Annotated in this window: 20 protein-coding genes; 6 read left to right on the forward strand and 14 right to left on the reverse strand. The window is 69.7% G+C overall.

Features of this window, described 5'->3' with window-relative positions:
• Window positions 1-7: 7 nt before the first annotated feature.
• The 4 genes from ACSHV8_RS33355 to ACSHV8_RS33370 all read right to left on the reverse strand — a co-directional run bounded on the left by ACSHV8_RS33355 (window position 8) and on the right by ACSHV8_RS33370 (window position 1,544).
• Window positions 8-394: a hypothetical protein gene (locus tag ACSHV8_RS33355; protein ID WP_436522302.1), complete on the reverse strand. Its 387-nt coding sequence runs from the start codon at window positions 392-394 to the stop codon at window positions 8-10.
• On the reverse strand, window positions 387-794 hold the full coding sequence (locus tag ACSHV8_RS33360; protein WP_436522304.1) for a YbaB/EbfC family nucleoid-associated protein: 408 nt from the start codon (window positions 792-794) through the stop codon (window positions 387-389). The genes ACSHV8_RS33355 and ACSHV8_RS33360 overlap by 8 nt, the downstream gene beginning before the upstream one ends.
• A 92-nt stretch (window positions 795-886) precedes the next feature.
• Complete coding sequence (locus ACSHV8_RS33365; RefSeq protein WP_436522306.1) at window positions 887-1,171, reverse strand: WXG100 family type VII secretion target; 285 nt, start codon at window positions 1,169-1,171, stop codon at window positions 887-889.
• Between the two features lie 31 nt (window positions 1,172-1,202).
• Complete coding sequence (locus ACSHV8_RS33370) at window positions 1,203-1,544, reverse strand: WXG100 family type VII secretion target (RefSeq protein WP_436522308.1); 342 nt, start codon at window positions 1,542-1,544, stop codon at window positions 1,203-1,205.
• Between the two features lie 243 nt (window positions 1,545-1,787).
• Between ACSHV8_RS33370 and ACSHV8_RS33375 the strand changes: the two genes are divergently transcribed.
• Both ACSHV8_RS33375 and ACSHV8_RS33380 read left to right on the forward strand, forming a co-directional pair.
• Window positions 1,788-2,876, forward strand: coding sequence for a hypothetical protein (locus ACSHV8_RS33375; RefSeq protein ID WP_436522310.1), 1,089 nt, complete (start codon window positions 1,788-1,790; stop codon window positions 2,874-2,876).
• Window positions 2,877-2,879: 3 nt separating this feature from the next.
• Window positions 2,880-4,748: a hypothetical protein gene (locus tag ACSHV8_RS33380; RefSeq protein ID WP_436522312.1), complete on the forward strand. Its 1,869-nt coding sequence runs from the start codon at window positions 2,880-2,882 to the stop codon at window positions 4,746-4,748.
• Window positions 4,749-4,769: 21 nt separating this feature from the next.
• Here the strand turns inward: ACSHV8_RS33380 and ACSHV8_RS33385 are convergent, their stop codons facing one another.
• Complete coding sequence (locus ACSHV8_RS33385; RefSeq protein ID WP_436522314.1) at window positions 4,770-5,165, reverse strand: RDD family protein; 396 nt, start codon at window positions 5,163-5,165, stop codon at window positions 4,770-4,772.
• 192 nt (window positions 5,166-5,357) lie between these two features.
• Between ACSHV8_RS33385 and glnA the strand changes: the two genes are divergently transcribed.
• From glnA to ACSHV8_RS33400, 3 genes are all read left to right on the forward strand, one after another.
• Window positions 5,358-6,782: a type I glutamate--ammonia ligase gene (gene glnA, locus ACSHV8_RS33390; RefSeq protein ID WP_436522316.1), complete on the forward strand. Its 1,425-nt coding sequence runs from the start codon at window positions 5,358-5,360 to the stop codon at window positions 6,780-6,782.
• Window positions 6,783-7,258: 476 nt separating this feature from the next.
• Window positions 7,259-7,843 (forward strand): hypothetical protein, encoded by a 585-nt coding sequence (locus ACSHV8_RS33395; protein WP_436522318.1) that lies wholly within the window; start codon window positions 7,259-7,261, stop codon window positions 7,841-7,843.
• 350 nt (window positions 7,844-8,193) lie between these two features.
• Complete coding sequence (locus ACSHV8_RS33400; protein WP_436522320.1) at window positions 8,194-8,853, forward strand: DUF4352 domain-containing protein; 660 nt, start codon at window positions 8,194-8,196, stop codon at window positions 8,851-8,853.
• A 9-nt stretch (window positions 8,854-8,862) separates the two neighbouring features.
• On the opposite strand, the gene ACSHV8_RS33405 is transcribed toward ACSHV8_RS33400, so the two are convergent.
• Both ACSHV8_RS33405 and ACSHV8_RS33410 read right to left on the reverse strand, forming a co-directional pair.
• On the reverse strand, window positions 8,863-9,213 hold the full coding sequence (locus tag ACSHV8_RS33405; RefSeq protein WP_436522322.1) for a hypothetical protein: 351 nt from the start codon (window positions 9,211-9,213) through the stop codon (window positions 8,863-8,865).
• A 27-nt stretch (window positions 9,214-9,240) separates the two neighbouring features.
• On the reverse strand, window positions 9,241-9,900 hold the full coding sequence (locus ACSHV8_RS33410) for an ElyC/SanA/YdcF family protein (RefSeq protein ID WP_436522324.1): 660 nt from the start codon (window positions 9,898-9,900) through the stop codon (window positions 9,241-9,243).
• A 163-nt stretch (window positions 9,901-10,063) separates the two neighbouring features.
• Here ACSHV8_RS33410 and ACSHV8_RS33415 point away from each other — a divergent pair, with 163 nt between their 5' ends.
• Complete coding sequence (locus tag ACSHV8_RS33415; protein ID WP_436522326.1) at window positions 10,064-13,093, forward strand: BTAD domain-containing putative transcriptional regulator; 3,030 nt, start codon at window positions 10,064-10,066, stop codon at window positions 13,091-13,093.
• On the opposite strand, the gene ACSHV8_RS33420 is transcribed toward ACSHV8_RS33415, so the two are convergent.
• The 7 genes from ACSHV8_RS33420 to mptB all read right to left on the reverse strand — a co-directional run bounded on the left by ACSHV8_RS33420 (window position 13,061) and on the right by mptB (window position 19,436).
• Window positions 13,061-13,822 (reverse strand): ABC transporter permease, encoded by a 762-nt coding sequence (locus ACSHV8_RS33420; protein ID WP_436522328.1) that lies wholly within the window; start codon window positions 13,820-13,822, stop codon window positions 13,061-13,063. The two genes, ACSHV8_RS33415 and ACSHV8_RS33420, sit on opposite strands and share 33 nt — an antisense overlap.
• On the reverse strand, window positions 13,819-14,757 hold the full coding sequence (locus tag ACSHV8_RS33425) for an ATP-binding cassette domain-containing protein (protein ID WP_436522330.1): 939 nt from the start codon (window positions 14,755-14,757) through the stop codon (window positions 13,819-13,821). Before ACSHV8_RS33425 ends, ACSHV8_RS33420 begins: the two co-directional genes overlap by 4 nt.
• A 66-nt stretch (window positions 14,758-14,823) precedes the next feature.
• Complete coding sequence (locus ACSHV8_RS33430; RefSeq protein ID WP_436522332.1) at window positions 14,824-15,912, reverse strand: esterase-like activity of phytase family protein; 1,089 nt, start codon at window positions 15,910-15,912, stop codon at window positions 14,824-14,826.
• Window positions 15,909-16,607: a hypothetical protein gene (locus tag ACSHV8_RS33435; RefSeq protein ID WP_436522334.1), complete on the reverse strand. Its 699-nt coding sequence runs from the start codon at window positions 16,605-16,607 to the stop codon at window positions 15,909-15,911. Before ACSHV8_RS33435 ends, ACSHV8_RS33430 begins: the two co-directional genes overlap by 4 nt.
• Entirely contained in the window at window positions 16,604-16,948 is a 345-nt protein-coding gene (locus ACSHV8_RS33440) for a hypothetical protein (protein WP_436522336.1), read from the reverse strand. Before ACSHV8_RS33440 ends, ACSHV8_RS33435 begins: the two co-directional genes overlap by 4 nt.
• Window positions 16,949-16,957: 9 nt before the next feature.
• A complete protein-coding gene (locus tag ACSHV8_RS33445; RefSeq protein WP_436522338.1) occupies window positions 16,958-18,115 on the reverse strand; it encodes a glycosyltransferase 87 family protein in 1,158 nt (385 codons plus the stop codon).
• On the reverse strand, window positions 18,042-19,436 hold the full coding sequence (gene mptB, locus ACSHV8_RS33450; RefSeq protein WP_436522340.1) for a polyprenol phosphomannose-dependent alpha 1,6 mannosyltransferase MptB: 1,395 nt from the start codon (window positions 19,434-19,436) through the stop codon (window positions 18,042-18,044). The genes ACSHV8_RS33445 and mptB overlap by 74 nt, the downstream gene beginning before the upstream one ends.
• Window positions 19,437-19,477: the final 41 nt, after the last annotated feature.

Here is a 19,477-nt window from a genome sequence, read left to right on the forward strand (position 1 = left end):
TCCGTCGTCAGTCGATGCGCGTGGCGACGTGCTTCACGACGGACTTCTTGATGTCGTCGGCGCCTTCCATGTCGGCGACGTCGTAGTTGACCATCGCCTTGCTCACGTACTCGCCGACCTTCTGCATCCCCTGGCCGCTGGCCACCGCGGCGCCGGTGACCGCGGTGCTGGCCTCCACGTCGCCACCGTCGGCGCCGGGCACCATCTTGTGATAGGTCTGCGAGAGGAACGTGTCGGTGTACTGATCCGAGGGGAACGTGTCCTTCTCGTGGTCCCGGATACCGAGCACGGCCTCGTCGACCGCCTGCTTGAGCGCGATCCCCTTGTCCCGGATCTTGTCCGCGGCGTTGATCAGGTCACTCGGACTCGACGTGATCGAGACGTAGTTACCCATTGTCGTCCTCCGCCCGGATCCGCACGTCGGCGTCGTGGCTGCCGATGAAGCTTCGCATGTCGGTGCCGGCCATCTTGCGCAGGTCGGCCGGCAGGCTGTCGTTCATGACCTCGGTGCTCTTGCGCCCGGCGTCCTCGATGGCCGCGCGAACCGTCTGCACGATGCTCGCCGACAGGGCCTTCGAATTGGGCGTACGGAGGATCCGCGGGTCGATGTCCAGCTCCAGCAGATGTCCGCGGGGGCCGACGACCGCCTTGATCATGCGGTCGGGCGACCACGCAGTGCCGGTCACCTCAAGCATCTTCCGCTGGGTGGCGGGGATCTCGGAGGTGGCCTTGCGCAGGTCCGACAGCATGTCGCGAAGCACTCCCCAGTCGGGACGCCCCGGAACGTCAGCCATCTCGCCCGCCTCCTCGTGTCTCGGTCCTCCCGATCATCGCGCACCCGGCCGGCCGCCGAGAACCCTGGGCAGGGCTCCGGCGGCCGGACCGGTCACATACCCGAGGCGATCTGCTGGTCGATCTGCTGCATCCGCTCGGCGGACGCGCCCAGCTTGACGCCGACGCTCTGCAGCGCGCTCTTGATCTCCAGGGCGCCCTGGTTCCACTTCTGCCGGGCCTGGTCGCAGGCCTCGCCCGCGGAGCCCTGCCAGTCGGCCGCGAACAGCTGGGTGAAAGCCGTGTACAGGTCGTTCAGCTGCTGGTCCATCTGGCCCTCGAAGGTGCCGATGGCCTGTGCGGTGTCGTTGATCTGCCCGAAGTTGTAGGTGATGCTCATTGTTCGTCTCCCCGATCTCGCTCAGGCGCGCTCAGCCGCGCAGGATGCCGATGACGGAACTGTCGCCGGTCGACGCGGCCGCGGAGCGGATCTCCTGGGCGGCGTCGTCGTCGTGCACGCCGTACTGCTTGGAGGCGCTGCTCATCTTGCCGGCCAGCTCGTCCAGCGCGTTGATGATCTTCGTCAGGCCGTCGTTCAGCTGAACGGAGACGTCCTGCAGGGCGGTGTTGGCCGCACCCGAGAATCCGCCGCCACCGAGCGACTGGATCCGGTCCAGCAGCTGCGCCATGCCCCGGGACACGCTCTGCCCGGTTTCCTCACAGCGCTGCGCCATTGAGTTGAGCTGCTCCTGCGTGGCATGGACCTGTCCCATACCCGGAGTTCCTGCCAAGGTGGTTCACCCCGATTCTTCCCTGTCGACCCACTCCGAGAGCGGCCGGCGAAACGTCCTGGTGGGCCCCGAAGGTAACCATCCGTACCAACGTGGGGCTACCCCGATGTACAGCGCCGAACCCGGCCCGGTTCACATCCAGGAATTCGAACCCGCGTATCGGTGACGGCGTACTCTATCGCGTCACCGATTGCCGGACCTGACGGCTAACCTGGCGGTGCACGCATGAACGTCTACGGGGAGGCGAAGATGAGCGGCGAGCCGAATCCGTACTCCGACGCGACGAAGGCGAACACCAACGCGCCCTGGCTGAGTGAGACGACACCGATCGACGTCGATCTCGACGGCCTCCGGGAGTACGCGTCGCTGATGGCCAAGCAGCAGCTTGACCTCGCGGGCGAGCAGACGCATCTGATGCATCTCTACGACACCCCGTTCGAGGCCTGGAAGGATCAGGTGCTCGGCGAGGCCGCGACCATCCGGGCCCAGCTGAAGAACAACGCGACCGAGCTCTCCTCGTACCTGGGCTACCTGGGCCAGACGTTCTTCAACATCGGCTCGGCCGCGCAGACGATCGCCGACATCTATCAGAGCGGTGACGCCACCGGTGCCGCCGACCTCAACGACGTGCTGTTCGCGTTCGGCGACAAGTCCGTCGGCCGGCCGGACGGCCTGCCCAAGGGCATCGGCCAGACGTACTGGGAGGCGCTGGCCGCGCAGGGCGGCAACGAGCAGACCGGCGCCCCGGCCGCGAACAGCGCCGAGTGGCAGCCCCCGGTGACCACGTCGATCTCGCCGTACCAGTTGCAGGAGAACTCGACCGGCCCCAACGGGCAGCGCATGGAGAAGATCATCACCACCGTCCCGGGCAGCGGGGTGATGATCGAGACGGTCACCATCTTCAACGCCAAGGGTGACGTGCTCTCGACCAAGTCCACGCGCACCACGACGTCGTACGACACCACCAGGCACACCCTGACCACCACCACGGAGAACAGCCAGGGCGGCAAGGCGACCGGGTCCAGCACGACCACGACGACGTACGACGGAAGCCGGGTCGTCGACGAGAAGACCGTCAGCAAGTCGGCGAGCGGCCAGGAGACCAGCACCACGCACACGCAGACCGACGCCAAGGGCGAGACCGTCGAGACGACCGACAAACCGGCCCGCGACGAGCACGGCAAGCTGATCCCGGGCCAGCGCACCACGACCGACTCGGTGACGACCGGCGCGGCCACCGACGACAGCGGCACGACCAGCCCGACGTCGCTCGCCGACGAGGCCGACCCGATCGCCCGGAAGGCGCTGGGATAGGCCATGGGCGACGAGACGTTCAACGCCAAAGCCGACCCGAATTACGGGTACAGCCCTTACAGCGGCCAGTTGCATTACGGCAACCTGACCTATCCGTCGGATTACACCCCGGCTCCGGGTGAGAACAATCAGCTGACGATCGAAATGATCGAAATGATGATCAAGAATGCGCACCCGGAGAAGATCTCGGTCCTGGCCGACCATTGGCACAACGTCGTGACCGTTCTCGGTCAGTACCGGACGTATCTGTACGGACAGAGCGTCCAGTTGCGCGACGAGCACTGGAAGTCGGAGGCCGCCCGGGACGCGTTCCTGGAGAAGGGTCCCGGCGAGGCTCTGGCCTATCTGGACGTCTGGATCCAGGCCGCCCAGGCCAACGAGGACGGGCTGCGCGGCATGGTCACCGTCGCGATCGAGTCCCGCGACAAGATCGACAAGATGATGGTGCGCTACCGCCAGGCACTCAAGGACGCGCAGAACGTCGACTTCATCGGCCAGTTCAGTGAGTACGCGGACGTCAGCCGCTACTGGCTGACCAGCTGGAGCGACTCCAAGGACTACCAGATCCAGCAGCAGGTCCAGGAGCAGCACGAGAAGTTCCTGAAAGAGGCGCAGGGCATCGCCTACACGTACGGCAATCAGTACTACGAGTGGAGCAAGAAGCTGCTCAAGGGCGTCGGCCCGCCCTACAAGCCGATGGACGCGGTGCTCAACCAGCCCGGCAAGCCGCAGTTCTCGGCGCCGCCTCCGGGCGCACCGGCCGGCAGTCCCCCGCCGCCGCCCCCGCCGCTGAACAATCCGGCGCTCCCGCCCGCGCCGCCCGCCGCACAGCCACCCGGCACGCCGCCGAACCCGGGGCAGAATCTTCCGACGCCCCCGCCGGGCACCGCGCCCGGTGACGCGCCGCCGAACCCGGGCCAGCTCCCCGGTGGTCTGCCCGGCGGCCTCCCGGGTGGGCTGCCGCCGCTGTTCCCCGGTCCGGGCGGGCTCGGCGGCCCCAAGCTCAACCCGCCGACCCTGACACCCGGCCTCGGCACCCAGAAGCCGGGCGCGCCGTCAGCGGTGCCGGGCGAGAACGTGCCCAACCCCGGTCAGCTGACCCGCAACGCGTTCAACCGCGGGGCCCAGCCGCCCGGTGGCCTGGGTCAGCCGCCCGGCCGCACCCTGCGCCGGGGCGGTCAGACCGGTCGTCCGGGCGGCCTGCCGCCGGGCCGTCCCGGTGACCGCCGCCGCGGCGAGGCCGACCGGGGCAACCGCCTGCCCGGCGCACCGATCGACGGCGAGGAGAACTTCGGCCGGCCGGGCAGCATGCCCCCGGTGTTGAAGAACCCGAACAGTGACCGTCAGCGCCGCCGCCCGGGCAGCACCGAGGAGTTGCGCCCGACCCTGCCCGGCGGCAAGGACGCGTACCGGCCGGACGGCACCACGCCCCCGGTCCTGAACCGGCCGACCCTGCCGGCCGAGCCGGCCCCGGCGCGTCCGGCCCGCCGCAAGGAGAAGGCGGGCACCGCGTGGGGCGACCTGTTCGGGGCCGAACACGCCCGGGCCGGAGCCGGCTCGGGCCTGATCGAGGCGCCGTCCCAGCCGCCCACCGGCGGTCATGTGTCCAGGTTGGAGGAGGTGCCGGAGTCGTTGCGCAGCCGCGCCGCCCGGGCCGCCGACCAGCCGGGCGCGGTGTCGCCGGAACTCAGCAAGCGCAAGGTCGGCCCCGAGCCGATCACGGTGCTGCCGCCCGACGACGAGGCGGCCGGCGTGGTCACCGACGAGCAGGCGTTCGAGGTGCAGACCCCGGGCGGCGGCGTGGTGACCGGCCGGCGCGACGAGCCGGTCTACGAACCGGAGATCCGCAAGGTTCTCGGCGGCGGCCACTGAGGCCGGCCGGGCCGGCCGGTCTCAGGCCTTCGGGGTCCTGATCACCATCGAGCCGGCGGCCCGGTCGTGCAGGCCGCGGCCGTTCTCGTCGGCGATCAGGGCGGGAATGAGCAGGGCCAGCAGCACCGCGCGGACCAGGCCGCGGCCGAGCCCGATCGCGCCGCCGTCGGCGAACGAGCGGCAGCCGATCCGGGCCAGGCGCATGCCCGGCGTCTGCGCGAACAGCCCGATGAAGAACGTGTTGATCAGGATCAGCAGCACGACCGGGGGCCAGGCGACCCGGGACGGATTGGCGTAGAGGCCGGCCACCAGCAGGCAGAGAACCCAGTCGATGAGCAGGGCGATCAGGCGCTGCCCACCACCGGCCGGTTCCGGACGGGCCGGGGCCTGCGGTACGTCGTTCGCGGAAGCTGCCACGACGGCCGAGCCTACGCGATAGGGTCCGAGGGTCGGCCGCTGCGCTCACGCCGTGCCTGATCATCCGGTTACGTAACACGGCGGAAACAATAGGGATACGCCGGGGCAACCCCGGACCCCTAACGTCGCGACAAGCCTTGCCAGGTGGCGGCTCATGCCGCCCGGTATCGGAAAACTGTGCCAGGAGGACGTGTGTTCGCCAATCCCGAGGAACTCCTGCGATACCTCAAAGACGAGGACGTCAAGTTCGTCGACGTACGTTTTTGTGACCTTCCCGGCGTGATGCAGCACTTCAACATCCCGGTGGAGTCGTTCGACGACAGTGTTGCCACCGACGGCCTCGCCTTCGACGGATCCTCGATCCGCGGCTTCCAGGCCATCCACGAATCCGACATGATGCTGCTGCCGGACGTCGCCACCGCCTTCATCGACCCGTTCCGGTCCCAGAAGACGCTGGCCCTGAACTTCTTCATCCACGACCCGTTCACCCGCGAGGCCTACTCGCGCGACCCGCGGAACGTGGCCAAGAAGGCCGAGGCGTACCTCGCCGCCAGCGGCATCGCCGACACCGCCTACTTCGGCGCCGAGGCGGAGTTCTACATCTTCGACTCGATCCGCCACGAGACCTCCGCGCACCAGGCGTTCTACTACATCGACTCGATCGAGGGCGCGTGGAACTCCGGCCGTGAGGAGGAGGGTGGCAACCGCGGTTACAAGACCGCGTACAAGGGTGGCTACTTCCCGGTCTCCCCGGTCGACCACTACTCCGACCTGCGCGACGCCATGGTGCGCCGCCTGATCGACACCGGCTTCACCGTCGAGCGCTCGCACCACGAGGTCGGCACCGCCGGCCAGGCCGAGATCAACTACAAGTTCTCGACGCTGCTGCACGCCGGCGACCAGATGCAGCTGTTCAAGTACATCATCAAGAACACCGCGTGGGAGCACGGCAAGACGGCGACGTTCATGCCGAAGCCGCTCTTCGGTGACAACGGCTCCGGCATGCACACCCACCAGAGCCTCTGGCTCGGCGGCGAGCCGCTGTTCTACGACGAGACCGGCTACGCCGGCCTGTCCGACACGGCCCGCTGGTACATCGGCGGCCTGCTGCACCACGCGCCGTCGCTGCTCGCGTTCACCAACCCGACCGTCAACTCGTACCGGCGCCTGGTGCCCGGCTACGAGGCCCCGGTCAACCTGGTCTACTCGCAGCGCAACCGCTCCGCCTGCACCCGCATCCCGGTGACCGGCAGCAACCCGAAGGCCAAGCGCGTCGAGTTCCGCGTGCCGGACCCGTCGTCCAACCCGTACCTGTCGTTCGCCGCCCAGATGATGGCCGGCCTCGACGGCATCAAGAACAAGATCGAGCCCCCGGCCCCGATCGACAAGGACCTGTACGACCTGCCGCCGGAGGAGTGGGGCAGCGTCAAGCAGGTCCCGGGCTCCCTCGACGCCGTCCTCAACACCCTCGAGGACGACCACGACTTCCTCACCGCCGGCGGCGTCTTCACCGACGACCTCATCTCCACCTGGATCGACTACAAGCGCACCAACGAGATCGACCCGGTCCGCCTGCGCCCGACCCCGCACGAGTTCGAGATGTACTACAACGTCTAGGGTTGATCACGCCCCTGACCAGCGGTTCTACTCGCCGCTCTGACCTGGGGCACAACTCGGGCACAGCTTGAGAAACGGCGGTCATGCTCGGCTCCCAGCCGACGTGGCCGCCGTTTCGCGTGTACCGAGCGCCCCTCACTCAGCACCGCGCCCGATCGAGAAACGGCCGAGGAGCGGTGGCCGACGCCGGAAATCGGTGGAGCTTCTCTACCCCTCCAACGCGACCTACGGGCCGCTCGCCTGGCCTACTCGCTCTGGCGGTTTTGCGCCGCCGGTCGCAGGCCCCTTCGGTCGATGTCTTCCAGTGACGCCAACCACCGGGCAGGCCGAAACTCTCGCGCCCAGCCGGTGTCATAGGCGCGCGCCAGGGCCCGGAACCAGAGCTTCGCGAACTCAGACCGTGTCTAGATCAAGTCGCATCGCTCAAACACACTGAGCCTGAAAGCCAGATCGAGCAATGGAGCGAGGAGCCTGAGATGGCATGGGTCTTGCGAAACCTTGGAGTCATTATCGCGACGTTAGCCGTTGGACTCTCGTTCGCAACAGCGATCTTGAACCGGCGCCAGCGACAAGAGGACATGTACCTCCGCGTCCACGAGACACTCATTGACATCGAAATGCAGCGCGGTCGACGGGCGCTTCATGCGTTCGGAGAAGCAGGCCTGCTTCCATCAGAAGAAAGTCCTGAGTTCGCTCAGATTAGCCGAACGCTTTCAGTCCACAACGCCGGCGCAATCTATGTCCGACGCGGCATCGTCCCGCGCCGCTGGGTACTGCGTGAGTGGAAAAACACGCTCTGCGACATGCGCTGCGCTTTGACTGTTTTTCGCGAGTATCGCCAGAGCACGTACGGCTGGCCTGTACTCGTGGAACTGGATTCCTTGATCTCGTCGGCAGAGCGAAGTGTAGTCAGGCGCCCAGCACTCGATGAGCAAGGTCAAATGCTCAAACCTCGCTACCTCCTCAAGACCGCAAATGGCCCGGAGGTCAATCCGCCGGGCACCGTCATGAATTCGGACCGCCCCACCCGAAAAATTTCCAATCCACCGCAGCAGATATAGGAGTCGCGCGTCGGCGGACCCACGACCCGGTGCCTGCTTCCGGCGACCGCGGCTGTCCCGGAAAGCCCTCCCACGTTTGGTTCTACGAGATTTGAAACAATGCTCTGAACTCGGTCTGCGCCATTCCCGGGAGCCCTTGGATCACATCGGGACCATCCGGAGAGTCGTCACTCAGCCCGCCAAAGGTACGGGGCGTTTTCGCGGGATAGCCGATCATCTACGGCTTGCCGTCCGTCCGGACAGGTTCCGGGCGGCTGCTGTCGCGGTTGGACCGGTGCGGCCGGGTGTCATGGGACCGGGGCCTTGGCCGCCGTCCCAGTCCTGATGCCCCGGTCCGGTGGAGTTCTGTCGTGACCTACCAACCGCCCTCGTTCGGCCGGCCGTACCAGCAGCGACCCGCCTCAGGCCCGCCCTATGGCGCCGCGCCGGCCGGTTTCCCGCCGCCAGTCCCGCCGGCGAAGCGCAAGGTGTGGCCGTGGGTGCTCGGCGGTGTAGCCCTGACCGCACTTCTGGGTTGTGTCGGAGCGTTCACGCTGCTCGGCGCCGGCGCGAAGATGGTCGGCGACGCGGCCACGGAGATGGACGACAACCAGAAGGGCCGGAACGCGGTCGTCGGCAAGGTGGGTAGGCCCACGCGGGACGGCAAGTTCGAGTTCACGGTGACCGGCGTGAAGTGTGGCGCCGAGCAGGTCGGCCCGGACGGCTTCGGCGAGAAGGCTCAGGGCCAGTTCTGCCTGGTGTCGATGTCGGTCAAGAACGTCGGCGACACGGCCGAGGTGTTCAACGATTTCTCGCAACTCGCCCACGACGCGAAGGGGGCCGAGTTCCAGCCGGATTCCGGCGCGGGGATCTGGGCAAACGGGGAGACCTCCACGTTCATGGAGTCGATCAATCCGGGGAACGTGGTGAAGGGCAAGCTGGCCTTCGATGTTCCGGCCGGCACGAAACTCGCGGATGTGGTGCTGCACGAGTCGCAGTACACCGCCGGGGTGAGGGTGCCGCTCGGCTGAAGCTGCCGGTCAGGGGGTTTCCGGCAGGGGTGGGCGGTCGAAGAACCACTGCCGGACCGGCAGACGGGTCAACAGAATCAAGTAGACGGTCGGCCAGGCCAGGTTGGTCGCGTAGCGCAGGCCGTGAAGACCGATGTAGACCCCGGTGACCACCACCGACACCGCGCACAGGGCGGCCAGGCCCCACCAGGCCCAGCGTTCGCCGCGGTGCAGGCGCCAGGCCAGCAGCAGGATGATCACGCCGTAGAGGGTCTGGAACAGCACCAGGCCGAACAGCGAGGAGAACAGGGTCAGGCCGCCGCCGATGTAGAGCAGGACGCACATCACGGTGACGATCGGCGGGGTGGGTCGGTTCGGCACTGCGGCATTGAAGCATTTCAGTGGGGCTCAGTGGTAGGTGCGTTTCCCGGCGAGGCCGGCCAGGCGCCACAGGAGCTCGGCTCGGCGATGGGCTACCTCGATCGAGCGCGCCGGGTCGGCGGGCAGGGCGGTGACAATCAGGCGACTGACCAGCGCTGCGATCGGGTTTTCACGATCAAAGGCCGGGACCACGATGCCGACGTACGGCCGGAGCAGGGCCCGAGGCGCAATGACGGTCAGGATGCGGTCGAGGTGGGTTCGTTCGGAGACGATGGCGACCGGGCGCGGGTCGCCGAAGTGGGACTCGTGTTCGGCCCGCAGCAGGTTGGTGACCGTGTCGACGGAGCGGCGTTCCGCCCGTACTGAATCGGGGTTCAGCCCGGCGGCGATGAGGGTGGCTCGCATCGCGTCGGCCTCGGGCCGGCCCTGGAAGGTTTCGCCGGGCGCGTCGGGTGTGGTCCACGGTGTGCCTTTCCGGTCGGCCGGTGATTTGTAGCCGGCGCAGACGATCCGGCCGCCCCGCGGGCCCACCACTTCGCGGAAGAGTGCCGCCGCGACGTCGACCCGGGCCGCCGCCGCGGGGGTAAGTCCGAAGCCGGTGTCGTCGCGGCCGCGCCCGGGCACCAGGATGTGCGCGACCCGGTCGAGCGTCAGTCCGGCCGTCCCGGGCAGCAGTTCGAAGTCCACCGCACCCAGCATGCCAGCCGGGCCCGGGAGAAAGCGCCGGAAAGCACCGGGGAACGGGGAACGCCGGGGAGCGGGAAACGCCGGGGAGCGGGAAACGCCGGGAGACAACCGGCGGGAGACAACCGGCGGGCGGCGGGGTTGCGCGGGCGGGCAGAATCGACGCGTGGACATCGCGGTGCTGGGGCCGTTGGAGCTGCGCGCCGGCACCGGGGAGGTCGTGCCGATCGCGGGCGCGCGCCTGCGTGCCCTGCTGGTCCTGCTCGCCCTGGATGCCGGCCGCGCTGTTTCCGCGGACCGGCTGGTCGACGGTGTCTGGGGTGAGTCCCCGCCGGCCGCGGCCGGGAACGCGTTGCAGGCGCTGGTGTCGCGGCTGCGCCGGATCGCCCCGGAGTTGCGGATCGAGGCGACCGCGACCGGGTATCGGCTGGTGATCGAGCCCGATCGGGTGGACGTGTTCCGGTTCGAGCGGAGCGAGCCCGCCGAGGCGTTGCGGCTGTGGCGCGGCGAGCCCGAGTTCCCCGAGGTGGCCGCGGCCGAGGTGGTTCGTCTGCGGCAGATGCGGTTGACCGCGCAGAAGGCGTGGCTGGCGACCGAGATGGTTCACCGCGATGTGACGCCCGAGTTGGCCGCCCTGGTCGCCGAGCACCCGCTCGACGAACCGCTCGTCGCGCTCCTGATAAGAGCCTTGCGGAGGTACGGGAGTCCGGGCCGCGCCCTGGACGTGTTCGAACGGGCCCGCCGCCGTCTCGCCGACGAGCTCGGCGCCGACCCCTCCCCCGAGCTGGCCCGTCTGCATCTGGAGCTGCTGCGGGAGCGGCCGGTCGGCAATCTGCCGGCCGAGTTGAGCAGTTTTGTCGGGCGGGCCGCCGATGTCCGCGCGGTGAGCGCCCTGATCGGCGGGAATCGTCTGGTCACGCTGATCGGCCCGGGTGGCAGTGGGAAGACCCGGTTGTCGGTCGAGGTGGGTGCCCGCCTGCCGGGTGGGGTGTGGCGTGTGGAGCTCGCCCCGGTGCGGGACGCGGCCGAGATCCCGCAGGCGATCCTGTCCGCTCTTGATCTGCGCGAGCAGGTGATCCTGGGCACCGGGCGGGAGAGCCTGGCCCGGCTGCGGGACGCCGTCGCCGCCCGCGAGTTGCTGCTGGTCCTGGACAACTGCGAGCACCTGATCGGGGCCGCGGCCGAGGTCGCCGACGTGTTGTTGCGGGCCGCGCCCGGGTTGCGGCTGCTGGCCACGAGCCGGGAGCCGCTGGGTCTGCCGGGTGAGGCGTTGTATCCGGTCGAGCCGCTCGAACTGCCGCCGCCGGAGGTGGACGCGGCCGGCGCGGGCGGTTTCGCGGCGGTGCGGCTGCTGCTGGACCGGGCCGGCGGGTTCACGCTGACCGACGGGAACGTGGAGCACGTGGTGCGGATCTGCCGCGCGCTGGACGGGATGCCGCTGGCGATCGAGTTGGCCGCGGCCCGCCTGCGCACGCTGCCGGTGACCGTGCTGGCCGATCGGCTGACCGACCGGTTCCGCCTGCTCACCGGGGGCAGCCGGGCCGCGCTGCCCCGGCATCAGACGTTGCGGGCGATGGTCGACTGGAGCTGGGACCTGCTGTCCGAACCGGAGCGCCGGCTGTGGCGGCGGCTGGCCGCGTTCCCGGGCGGTGCCGACGTGCCGGCCGTGGAGCGGGTCTGCGAGGCCGATCTGGATCTGCTGGGCGCCCTGGTCGACAAGTCGTTGCTGATCCTGGGCCCGGACGGGCGGTACCGGATGTTGGAGACGATCCGGGAGTACGGGTTGGAGCGTCTCGCCGAGGCGGGCGAGGCCGAGCCGTTACGCCGGTCGATCGCCGCCTACCTGCTGGCCCTGGCCCGCGAGGCCGAGCCGTTCCTGCGCGGGTCCGAGCAGCTGGTGTGGATGGCCCGCCTGCGCGAGGAGCATGACAACCTGCATGCCTCGCTGCGGGCGGCGCTGGCCGCCCGGGACCGGGCGACCGCGATCGCGCTGGTGGCCAACCTGGGCTGGTACTGGTGGCTGTGCGGGCACCGGACCGAGGGTTCGCTGCTGTGCGTCGAGGCGCTCGACCTGGACGGGCCGGCCGACGAGCACGAGCTGGCGTTGGCCTTCACCCTCGCGGCGCTCAACGGCGTCGAGGGTCCGATGGACTTCGACCAGGTCAAGGAGTATTTCAATCGGGCCATCGCGCTGGCCGAGCCGCACCGCGACCGGCATCCGGGGCTGCGGATGGTGGCCATGGTCGCGGCGCTCTACCGCACCTATCAGGACGATGCCGTGCGGGTCGCGACCGAGCTGGCCGACGACCCCGACCCGTGGCTGCGGGCCGTGGTCAAGATGATGATCGGGCAGGTGCGGCTGAACTTCGGGGAGCCGGCCGAGGCGGCCGAGGCCGATCTGCGGGCGTCGCTGGCCGAGTTCCGGACGGTCGGCGACCGCTGGGGCATCGGGTTCACGTTGAGCGCGCTGGCCGACTTGACCGCCGCCCGCGGCGACCTGGCCCAGGCCGTGGGCTGGCAGCGGGAGGCGATCGACCTGCTCCGGGAGGTCGGCATCCGCGAGGAGGTGCCGCAGATGTGCGCCAAGCTGGCCCACCAGCTGTGGCTGTGCGGGGAGCCCGCGGAGGCCCACCGGGTGCTCGAGGAGGGCCGGCGGGTCGCCGACGAGCTGGGCATCCCGGAGATCATGGCGTCGGTGCACCACGCGTACGCGACGATCGCGCGGGAGGAGGGCCGCCTGGACGACGCCCGGGAGCAGGTGGACCGGACGATCGCGCTGATCGCCAACTCGACGCTGGCGCCGCAGTTCCGGGCGATGACGCACAGCACGCGCGGGTTGATCGAGGCGGCGGCCGGGGACTTCGCCGCGTCCCGGGCCCATCACGAGGCGGCGCTGCGGGTCGCGGTGTCCACGAGGGACTCGCCGGTGATCGCGCAGGTCCTGGCCGGCTGGGCGGATCTGGTGCTGCGCGAGGGCGACGCCGGACGGGCGGCCTATCTGCTGGGCGCGGCCGACTCGGTGCGCGGATCCGTCGACCGTACCGTCAATGAGGGTTTGATCGTGGCGCGCGAAGCCCGCGCCGCACTCGGCGACGCGGGCTTCGAAGCGGCTTTCGGCCGTGGCGACGGGGTCACGATGACCACCGCGCTGGCCGCGGCCGGGCTAGACCCGGCGGCGGAACGCCCAGACCGATAGGGGTGCGAACAGCGCGGTCAGGGCGGCCGCCCAGATCAGGGCCTGGGTCACCGGCCCGGCGACCGGCCCGCCGGTGAGCAGGCCGCGGGCGGCGTCGGCCAGGATCGTGGTCGGGTTCACGTCGGCGAAGGCCCGCAGCCAGCCGGGCATGCTGTCGGTCCGGACGAACGCGCTGCTGACGAACGTGATCGGGAAGACCAGCACGAAGCCGAAGATCTGCACCCGTTCCGGATCGCTGACCAGCATGGCGACGAGCACCGACACCCAGGAGACGGCGACCGCGAAGACGAGCAGCACCGCGAACGCGGCCAGCACGTCCAGCGGCCCGGTGCTGATCCGGAAGCCGAGGAGCATGCCCACGCCGAGCAGCAGCGCGACCGCCCACGCCTGCTTGATCACGTCGGCCAGGATCCGCCCGGCGAGCGGCGAGAACCGGGCGATCGGCAGTGATCGCAATCGGTCAAAGACGCCCTTGCTGATGTCGGTGTTCAGGCCGACCCCGGTGTTCAGGGTGGCGAAGAGCAGGTTCTGGGCGATGATGCCGGGCAGCGCGAAGGCCAGGTACTCCTTGGGCGAGCCGGCCATCTGCCCGCCGAAGACGTACGTGAAGAGCAGCAGGAACATCACCGGCTGGATGCTGAAGTCCATCAGCTCGAACGGGTTGTGCTTGATCTGCACCAGCGTCCGCCAGGCCAGGGTCGCGGTGTTCCGGATCGCCATGGTGCTCATGCCGGTGCTCCCGTCAGGCTGAGGAAGACCTCGTCGAGGCTGGGGTTGCGCAGGGAGATCTCGGCCACGGCCAGGCCGGCGTCGTCGAGCCGCCGCACCAGCGCGGTCAGCGCGCCCGGGTCGGTGACCGGGGCGACCACGACGTCACCGCGCACGTCGACCGTTCCGGAGGCGACCCGGCGGACCTCGGCGACCAGTTTCTCCAGGTCGGTGCCCAGGGCCGGGCGGGCGGTCACGGTCTGGGCGCCGGTCCGGGCCTTGAGCTGGGCGGGCGTGCCACTGGCGATCACCCGGCCGTGGTCGATCACCACGATCTCGTCGGTGAGCTGGTCGGCCTCCTCCAGGTACTGGGTGGTGAGCAGCACGGTCACCCCCTCGGTGACCAGCCCGCGGATGATGTCCCAGACCTCGTTGCGGCTGCGCGGGTCCAGGCCGGTGGTGGGCTCGTCCAGGTAGAGCAGGCGCGGATTGCCGACCAGGCTGGCCGCGAGGTCGAGGCGGCGCCGCATGCCACCGGAGTACTTGCCGGCCGCGCGGTCGGCCGCGTCCACGAGGTCGAAACGGGCCAGCAGTTCCCGGGCGCGGGCCCGGGCCGACGGGCGGCTCAGCCCGAGCAGGCGGCCGATCATGAGCAGGTTCTCGAAGCCGGTGAGCTGCTCGTCGACCGACGCGTACTGGCCGGTCAGGCCGATGATCTCGCGCACCTGGTGCGCCTGGCGGACCACGTCGAAACCGCCGACCGTGGCGTGCCCGGCGTCCGGGCGGATCAGGGTGGCCAGGATCCGGACGGCGGTGGTCTTGCCGGCGCCGTTCGGCCCGAGCAGCCCGAGAACGGTGCCGGGGCGGACCGCGAGGTCCACCCCGGCCAGGGCGGTGGTGCCGCCGTAGCGTTTCACCAGGCCCTCGGCGTGGATCGCGTTGGTGTCATCTCGCATGCCGACACCGTGCCGAGGGCCGCTGACACGGCGCTGACATCCTCGTCGGCGCCGTGTCAGAGCACGTCAGAGCAGGCGGCCCAGGTCCAGGAAGACGGTCTCACCGGTGGCGTCGTCGATCGCGTCGTTGTCGGTCACCGCGTAGGTGCGGCCGTTGCCCGCGACGGCGAGACCCTCCAGTTTGTCCTGCACCCAGCCGTTGTCCCTCTGCAGGGCCGGCAGCACGTCCTTGACCAGCTTCTTGGTCACGGTCGGAGTGCCGGTCCAGGTCTTCGGGACGTCGAACCGGTAGATCTTCTTGATCGAGGCCAGGGGGCCGCGCTGGTTGTCCCGCTCGATCACCGCGAATGTGTCCCGGTCGACGGCGACCAGCTCGGACAGGCCGCTCCAGCCGACCGGGGCGACGTCGGCCGGGTAGAGCAGCCACGACCAGGTCTTGGTGACCGTGTCGTAGCGCCCGATCCGGTTGGTATTGGCCGGGTCGCCCTTGATCGCGCGCTGGACGGCGACCCAGACGTCCGGGCCCACCTCGGCCACGCCTTCGAGTCCGTTGGTGGTGACGGCGGCGGCCACGTCGGCGGAGAGCGGGACCTCCTCCTGCACCTGGCCGGCGGCGTTCAGGCGTACGAGCAAATTGGGTTTTGTGGTCGAAGATCCTTCGACGGCGAGCCAGTAGCCGCCGGCCCTGCGCGCGACCACGCCCTCGGCGTCGTAGCCGATCGGCGCGCCGTCCTTGGTGACGGTCAGCTGGGAGTCGATGACGCCGCCGGTCGACAGGCCGAGAATCCGGGTCGGCGAGTAGGCAGAATCGGTCACCGAGACGAGCCGGTCGGGCCGGCCGGGCACCGCCGAGAGCGCCGACAGCGTGCCGAACGGGATGTCCCGCACCGAGTGCAGCTGGGTGTTGACCGGCGTGCCGAAGCCGTAGACCTGCACGGTGCCGCGGATGCCGATCGAGGCGTCGTCCTCCTCCGAGGAGACCACGATCAAACCCCGCGACGGTACGGCGACGACACCCTCGGGCCCGTTGGTGGTCGGCAGGAGCTGCTTGAACTTCGGAGCCCAGGGCCGGGAGACGTCGTAGACGGCGGTGAAGTTGCCGCGCTCGGCGTTGACGAAGACGTACGGCACGCCACCCATCCGCGCGAACGTCACGTTCTCGGGCTCGATGCCCTTGGCGTCCGACCGCTTGTCCGGGTACTGCCCGTACGAGATGGCGATGTGCTCCAGGGTGTTCCGGCGTCCCAGACGACCTTGCCGGTGCTCTTCGAGAAGATCGACCAGCCGCGCGTGCCGCCCTCGTAGTCACCCTCGTTGGCGGTGGCGAACAGGTCGTCGGTGATCCAGGTGACACCGTCCGGCTCGCGCTTGGCGGTGATCGACCCGGTCGGCGCGATCCGGTCGTCGTCCTCGGTGTCGACGCCGTCGACCGTCACCGCGCCGGCGCTGAAGTGCCGGATCACCTTCCCGGTGCGGAGCGAGACGACGACCAGGTGGTTGTTCTCCTGCAGCGAGACGACGGCCTCGTCCCGGGAGTTGACGCTGACGTACTCCGGCTCGGGGTCGGTGGGCGCGACCAGGGCCAGCCCGGTCAGGTCGACCCGGGTGACCTTCCACGTCCTGGTGTCGATCACGGCGAGGTAGCCGGCCGGCAGCTGCGGGAGCCGGCCGTCGTCGACGTCCTCGTCCCGCTCGTTCTCGATCGCGACCGCGATGTAGCGGCCGCTCGGGGCGACCGCGACCGAGTCCGGCTGACCGCCCAGATCCAGCTCGCGGACCACGGCGCGGGATCGGTCGTCGACCACGACCAGCTTGCCCGACGGCGTCGCCCGGGACGGGCTGGTGTTCACGCCGGCCAGCAGCAGGTGACCCCCAGGTGGGCCACCGAGGTCGGCTCGCCGCCCATCGCCAGCGTGCCCAGGGGCTGCGGCCGGGACGGGTCGGCGATGCCGACGAAGCCGAGGCGCTTGCCCGGGCTGTCGGTGTAGACGACCGTGCGACCGTCCGCGGTGACCGTGGAGATCTCGGCCGCCGCGGTGTCACCGATCGACGAGTTCAGATATGCGGGAAAGGTGGAGAGGCGGTGGAAGGAGCTGGAACGACCGTGCGCGGCGGCCGCGGCGGGCACACTGCCGGCCGCGGCCAGAGCCAGAACGCATGCGACCGCCGAGGTGGTACGGCGTAGTGACATGCCAACTGACTACGCCAAAACCTTTTCCGGCTCCTTGACGGGAACCGAAATCCGGGTGCTGACCGGTGTCCAGAACAGCAGAGCCAGGCTCAACAGGACATAGAGGTTGCCGCCCAGGATGTAGAGGGCCGGGCGGGGCGGATTCTCGTAGATCCAGGCGAGATGCGAGGTCATCAGGACGTAGGCGCCGATGGCCAGCCAGGCCGGTTTCCGCTTCGGTGTCCGCCAGCCCAGTTCCACGCAGCGGATCAGCGCGGGGATCAGCCAGACACAGTGGTGGATCCAGGTGACCGGGCTGATCAAGCAGCCGAGGATGCCGGTCAGCGCGAGACCGCCGACCACGTCCTCGGGCGACCGGTAGCAGCGCAGACCCCACCAGACCAGGGTGGCCAGCACGCAGACCAGCCAGATCTTCGACTCCAGCTCGTCGTACGGAAGCCGGGCGATCATGCCCCGCTCGGACTGGTTGGAGAGGAAGCCGAGCACGCCGACCCGGTTGGTGTCCCACAGCGCCGACGTCCAGAACTCGCGGGACTCGTCCGGGAAGAGCGCCCCGGCCAGCACCGTCGCGCCGGTCGCGGCCGCGATCGCCGTGGCCGCCTCCTTCCACCGGCGGGTCACCAGCAGGTAGAGGATGAACACGCCGGGGGTCAGCTTGATCGCGGTCGCCAGGCCGATGCCGATACCGCCCCACCAGCGGCCCTTGGCCACACCGAACAGCAGGTCGACGGTGACCAGGGTGAGCAACAGCGTGTTGACCTGGCCGAAGCTGAACGTCTCGCGGACTGGCTCGAACGCCATCAGGATGCAGAACGTCACCCCGTAGCTGAGCCACAGCGGGTACTTCAACGTCCGCAGGAACGGGCCGGCCAGCCAGTGCACCAGCAGGCCGATCGTGATCCCGGTGCCGATCGAGGCGAACAGCACCACGACCGCGAACGGCAGCACGGACATCGGCGACATCACCAGCCCGGCGAAGGGCGGGTACGTGAAACCGTACGGCGTGAGCGGTTTCAGCCAGTCGTAGACCATCCCGCCGTCGCGGAACCAGTACTGCACCGCCCCGTAGTAGACCGTCGAGTCGAAGAACCGGTTACGGTGCCAGGCGATGTACATCAGCGCCGCCGCGGCCAACGCCGACACGATCAGGGTCAGAATTCGTCTCATGCAGCACTTTCCACACTAGATATCCGGCGAGCAGGGTCATGCCTACGGCGCCCGGCGCCTTGGTGGCGAGGGCGAGGTTGTAGCCGTCCGGCAGGCACAGCGCGGCGGCCACCGCGCACGGGACGACGAGCCAACGGGTCTCCTGGCGCAGGGTCGCGGCCAGCAGGGTGAGGGGCCAAACCGCGTACCACGGGTGGAAGATCGGGGCGAGCAGCACGGTAGCAGCCATTGCCACGGCCGCGTGCGGCAGCGCGGCGCCACCGAGCCAGGCCCGGCGGAACAACCACAGCAACACCCCGGCCAGCGCGATCACACCCAGGACCCGGGTCACCGCGACGGCGTGCGGCACTCCGAGCAGCTCCAGCGTCATGCCGACCGCGGTCGGCGGCGACGTCCACTGCACCGAGACACCGCTCTCGGCCAGCGCACCGATCCAGCCCAGACCCAGGCCGGAGGCGAGCGAGACGGCGGCCAGAGCACCGGCCGCTCCCCCGGCCAGCTCCAGGCCGGCCCGCCACCAAGCCCGGGGAATCAGGAAGATCGCGAACGGCAGCACCACGATCGCGGTCGCCTTGACCCCGACCGCCAGCCCGAACAGGACGCCGGCGACCCAGCCACGACCGGTCGCGGCCACGGCGAGGCCACCGGCCAGCAGCGCCACCATCACCGCGTCATTGTGCGTCCCGGAGACCAGATGGATGAGCACAAGCGGACAGGCCAGCACCAGCCAGACCGCGCGGCCGAGCGGCACACCGGCCCGGCGGGCCAGCGGCGGCAGAGCCAGGCCGATCGCCGCGACACCCAGCCCGGCGATCACCCGGAGCAGGGCGATCGTCCCGGTCAGGGAGCCACCCAGCTTGGCCGCGCCGGCCGCCAGGACCAGGAAGACGGGACCGTAGGGCGCCGGCGCGGACCGCCACGTCGGCGCGACGGCATCGGCCCAGGGACAACCCAGAAGATCAACACCGCCCGCGTACGGATTCAGCCCCGCGCTCTGCTGCCAGCCCTGACACGCGTACGAGTACGCGTCGTAACTGCCCAGCGGCAGGAACGGCAGCAGCGGCAGCGCCCACAACCCGGCCGTCACGTAGGCCCACCGCGCCGACGGCACGACCCGCCGCCCGACCAGCCACGCGCCGATCAGCAGAACCATGCCGATCAGCCAGAACACCGGCAGCAGCACACCGTTCTGCCCACGGAAGACAGTGAGCGGAGTCACTGTCGGTTCCCACGGCCGGTGGGCGCCACCCAGGTAGGCCGCGCCCCCCAGCAGGGCGCTACCAGCGAACCCCGCGTAGCGGACGAGGGACGGACGGGGCATGGCGACGACCCTACCGTGACAGGCTGCTACGTACGGGGCAC

Origin of the sequence: Actinoplanes sp. HUAS TT8 (assembly GCF_051380535.1) — a bacterium.
Classification (GTDB): domain Bacteria; phylum Actinomycetota; class Actinomycetes; order Mycobacteriales; family Micromonosporaceae; genus Actinoplanes.

What these genes read in the sequence shown, in the direction of transcription:
- ACSHV8_RS33355 (WP_436522302.1), bottom strand. Translation starts at nt 394, where the DNA reads ATGGGTAACTACGTCTCGATCACGTCGAGTCCGAGTGACCTGATCAAC.
- ACSHV8_RS33360 (WP_436522304.1), bottom strand. Translation starts at nt 794, where the DNA reads ATGGCTGACGTTCCGGGGCGTCCCGACTGGGGAGTGCTTCGCGACATG.
- ACSHV8_RS33365 (WP_436522306.1), bottom strand. Translation starts at nt 1,171, where the DNA reads ATGAGCATCACCTACAACTTCGGGCAGATCAACGACACCGCACAGGCC.
- ACSHV8_RS33370 (WP_436522308.1), bottom strand. Translation starts at nt 1,544, where the DNA reads ATGGGACAGGTCCATGCCACGCAGGAGCAGCTCAACTCAATGGCGCAG.
- ACSHV8_RS33375 (WP_436522310.1), top strand. Translation starts at nt 1,788, where the DNA reads ATGAACGTCTACGGGGAGGCGAAGATGAGCGGCGAGCCGAATCCGTAC.
- ACSHV8_RS33380 (WP_436522312.1), top strand. Translation starts at nt 2,880, where the DNA reads ATGGGCGACGAGACGTTCAACGCCAAAGCCGACCCGAATTACGGGTAC.
- ACSHV8_RS33395 (WP_436522318.1), top strand. Translation starts at nt 7,259, where the DNA reads ATGGCATGGGTCTTGCGAAACCTTGGAGTCATTATCGCGACGTTAGCC.
- ACSHV8_RS33420 (WP_436522328.1), bottom strand. Translation starts at nt 13,822, where the DNA reads ATGAGCACCATGGCGATCCGGAACACCGCGACCCTGGCCTGGCGGACG.
- ACSHV8_RS33425 (WP_436522330.1), bottom strand. Translation starts at nt 14,757, where the DNA reads ATGCGAGATGACACCAACGCGATCCACGCCGAGGGCCTGGTGAAACGC.
- ACSHV8_RS33440 (WP_436522336.1), bottom strand. Translation starts at nt 16,948, where the DNA reads ATGTCACTACGCCGTACCACCTCGGCGGTCGCATGCGTTCTGGCTCTG.
- ACSHV8_RS33445 (WP_436522338.1), bottom strand. Translation starts at nt 18,115, where the DNA reads ATGAGACGAATTCTGACCCTGATCGTGTCGGCGTTGGCCGCGGCGGCG.
- mptB (WP_436522340.1), bottom strand. Translation starts at nt 19,436, where the DNA reads ATGCCCCGTCCGTCCCTCGTCCGCTACGCGGGGTTCGCTGGTAGCGCC.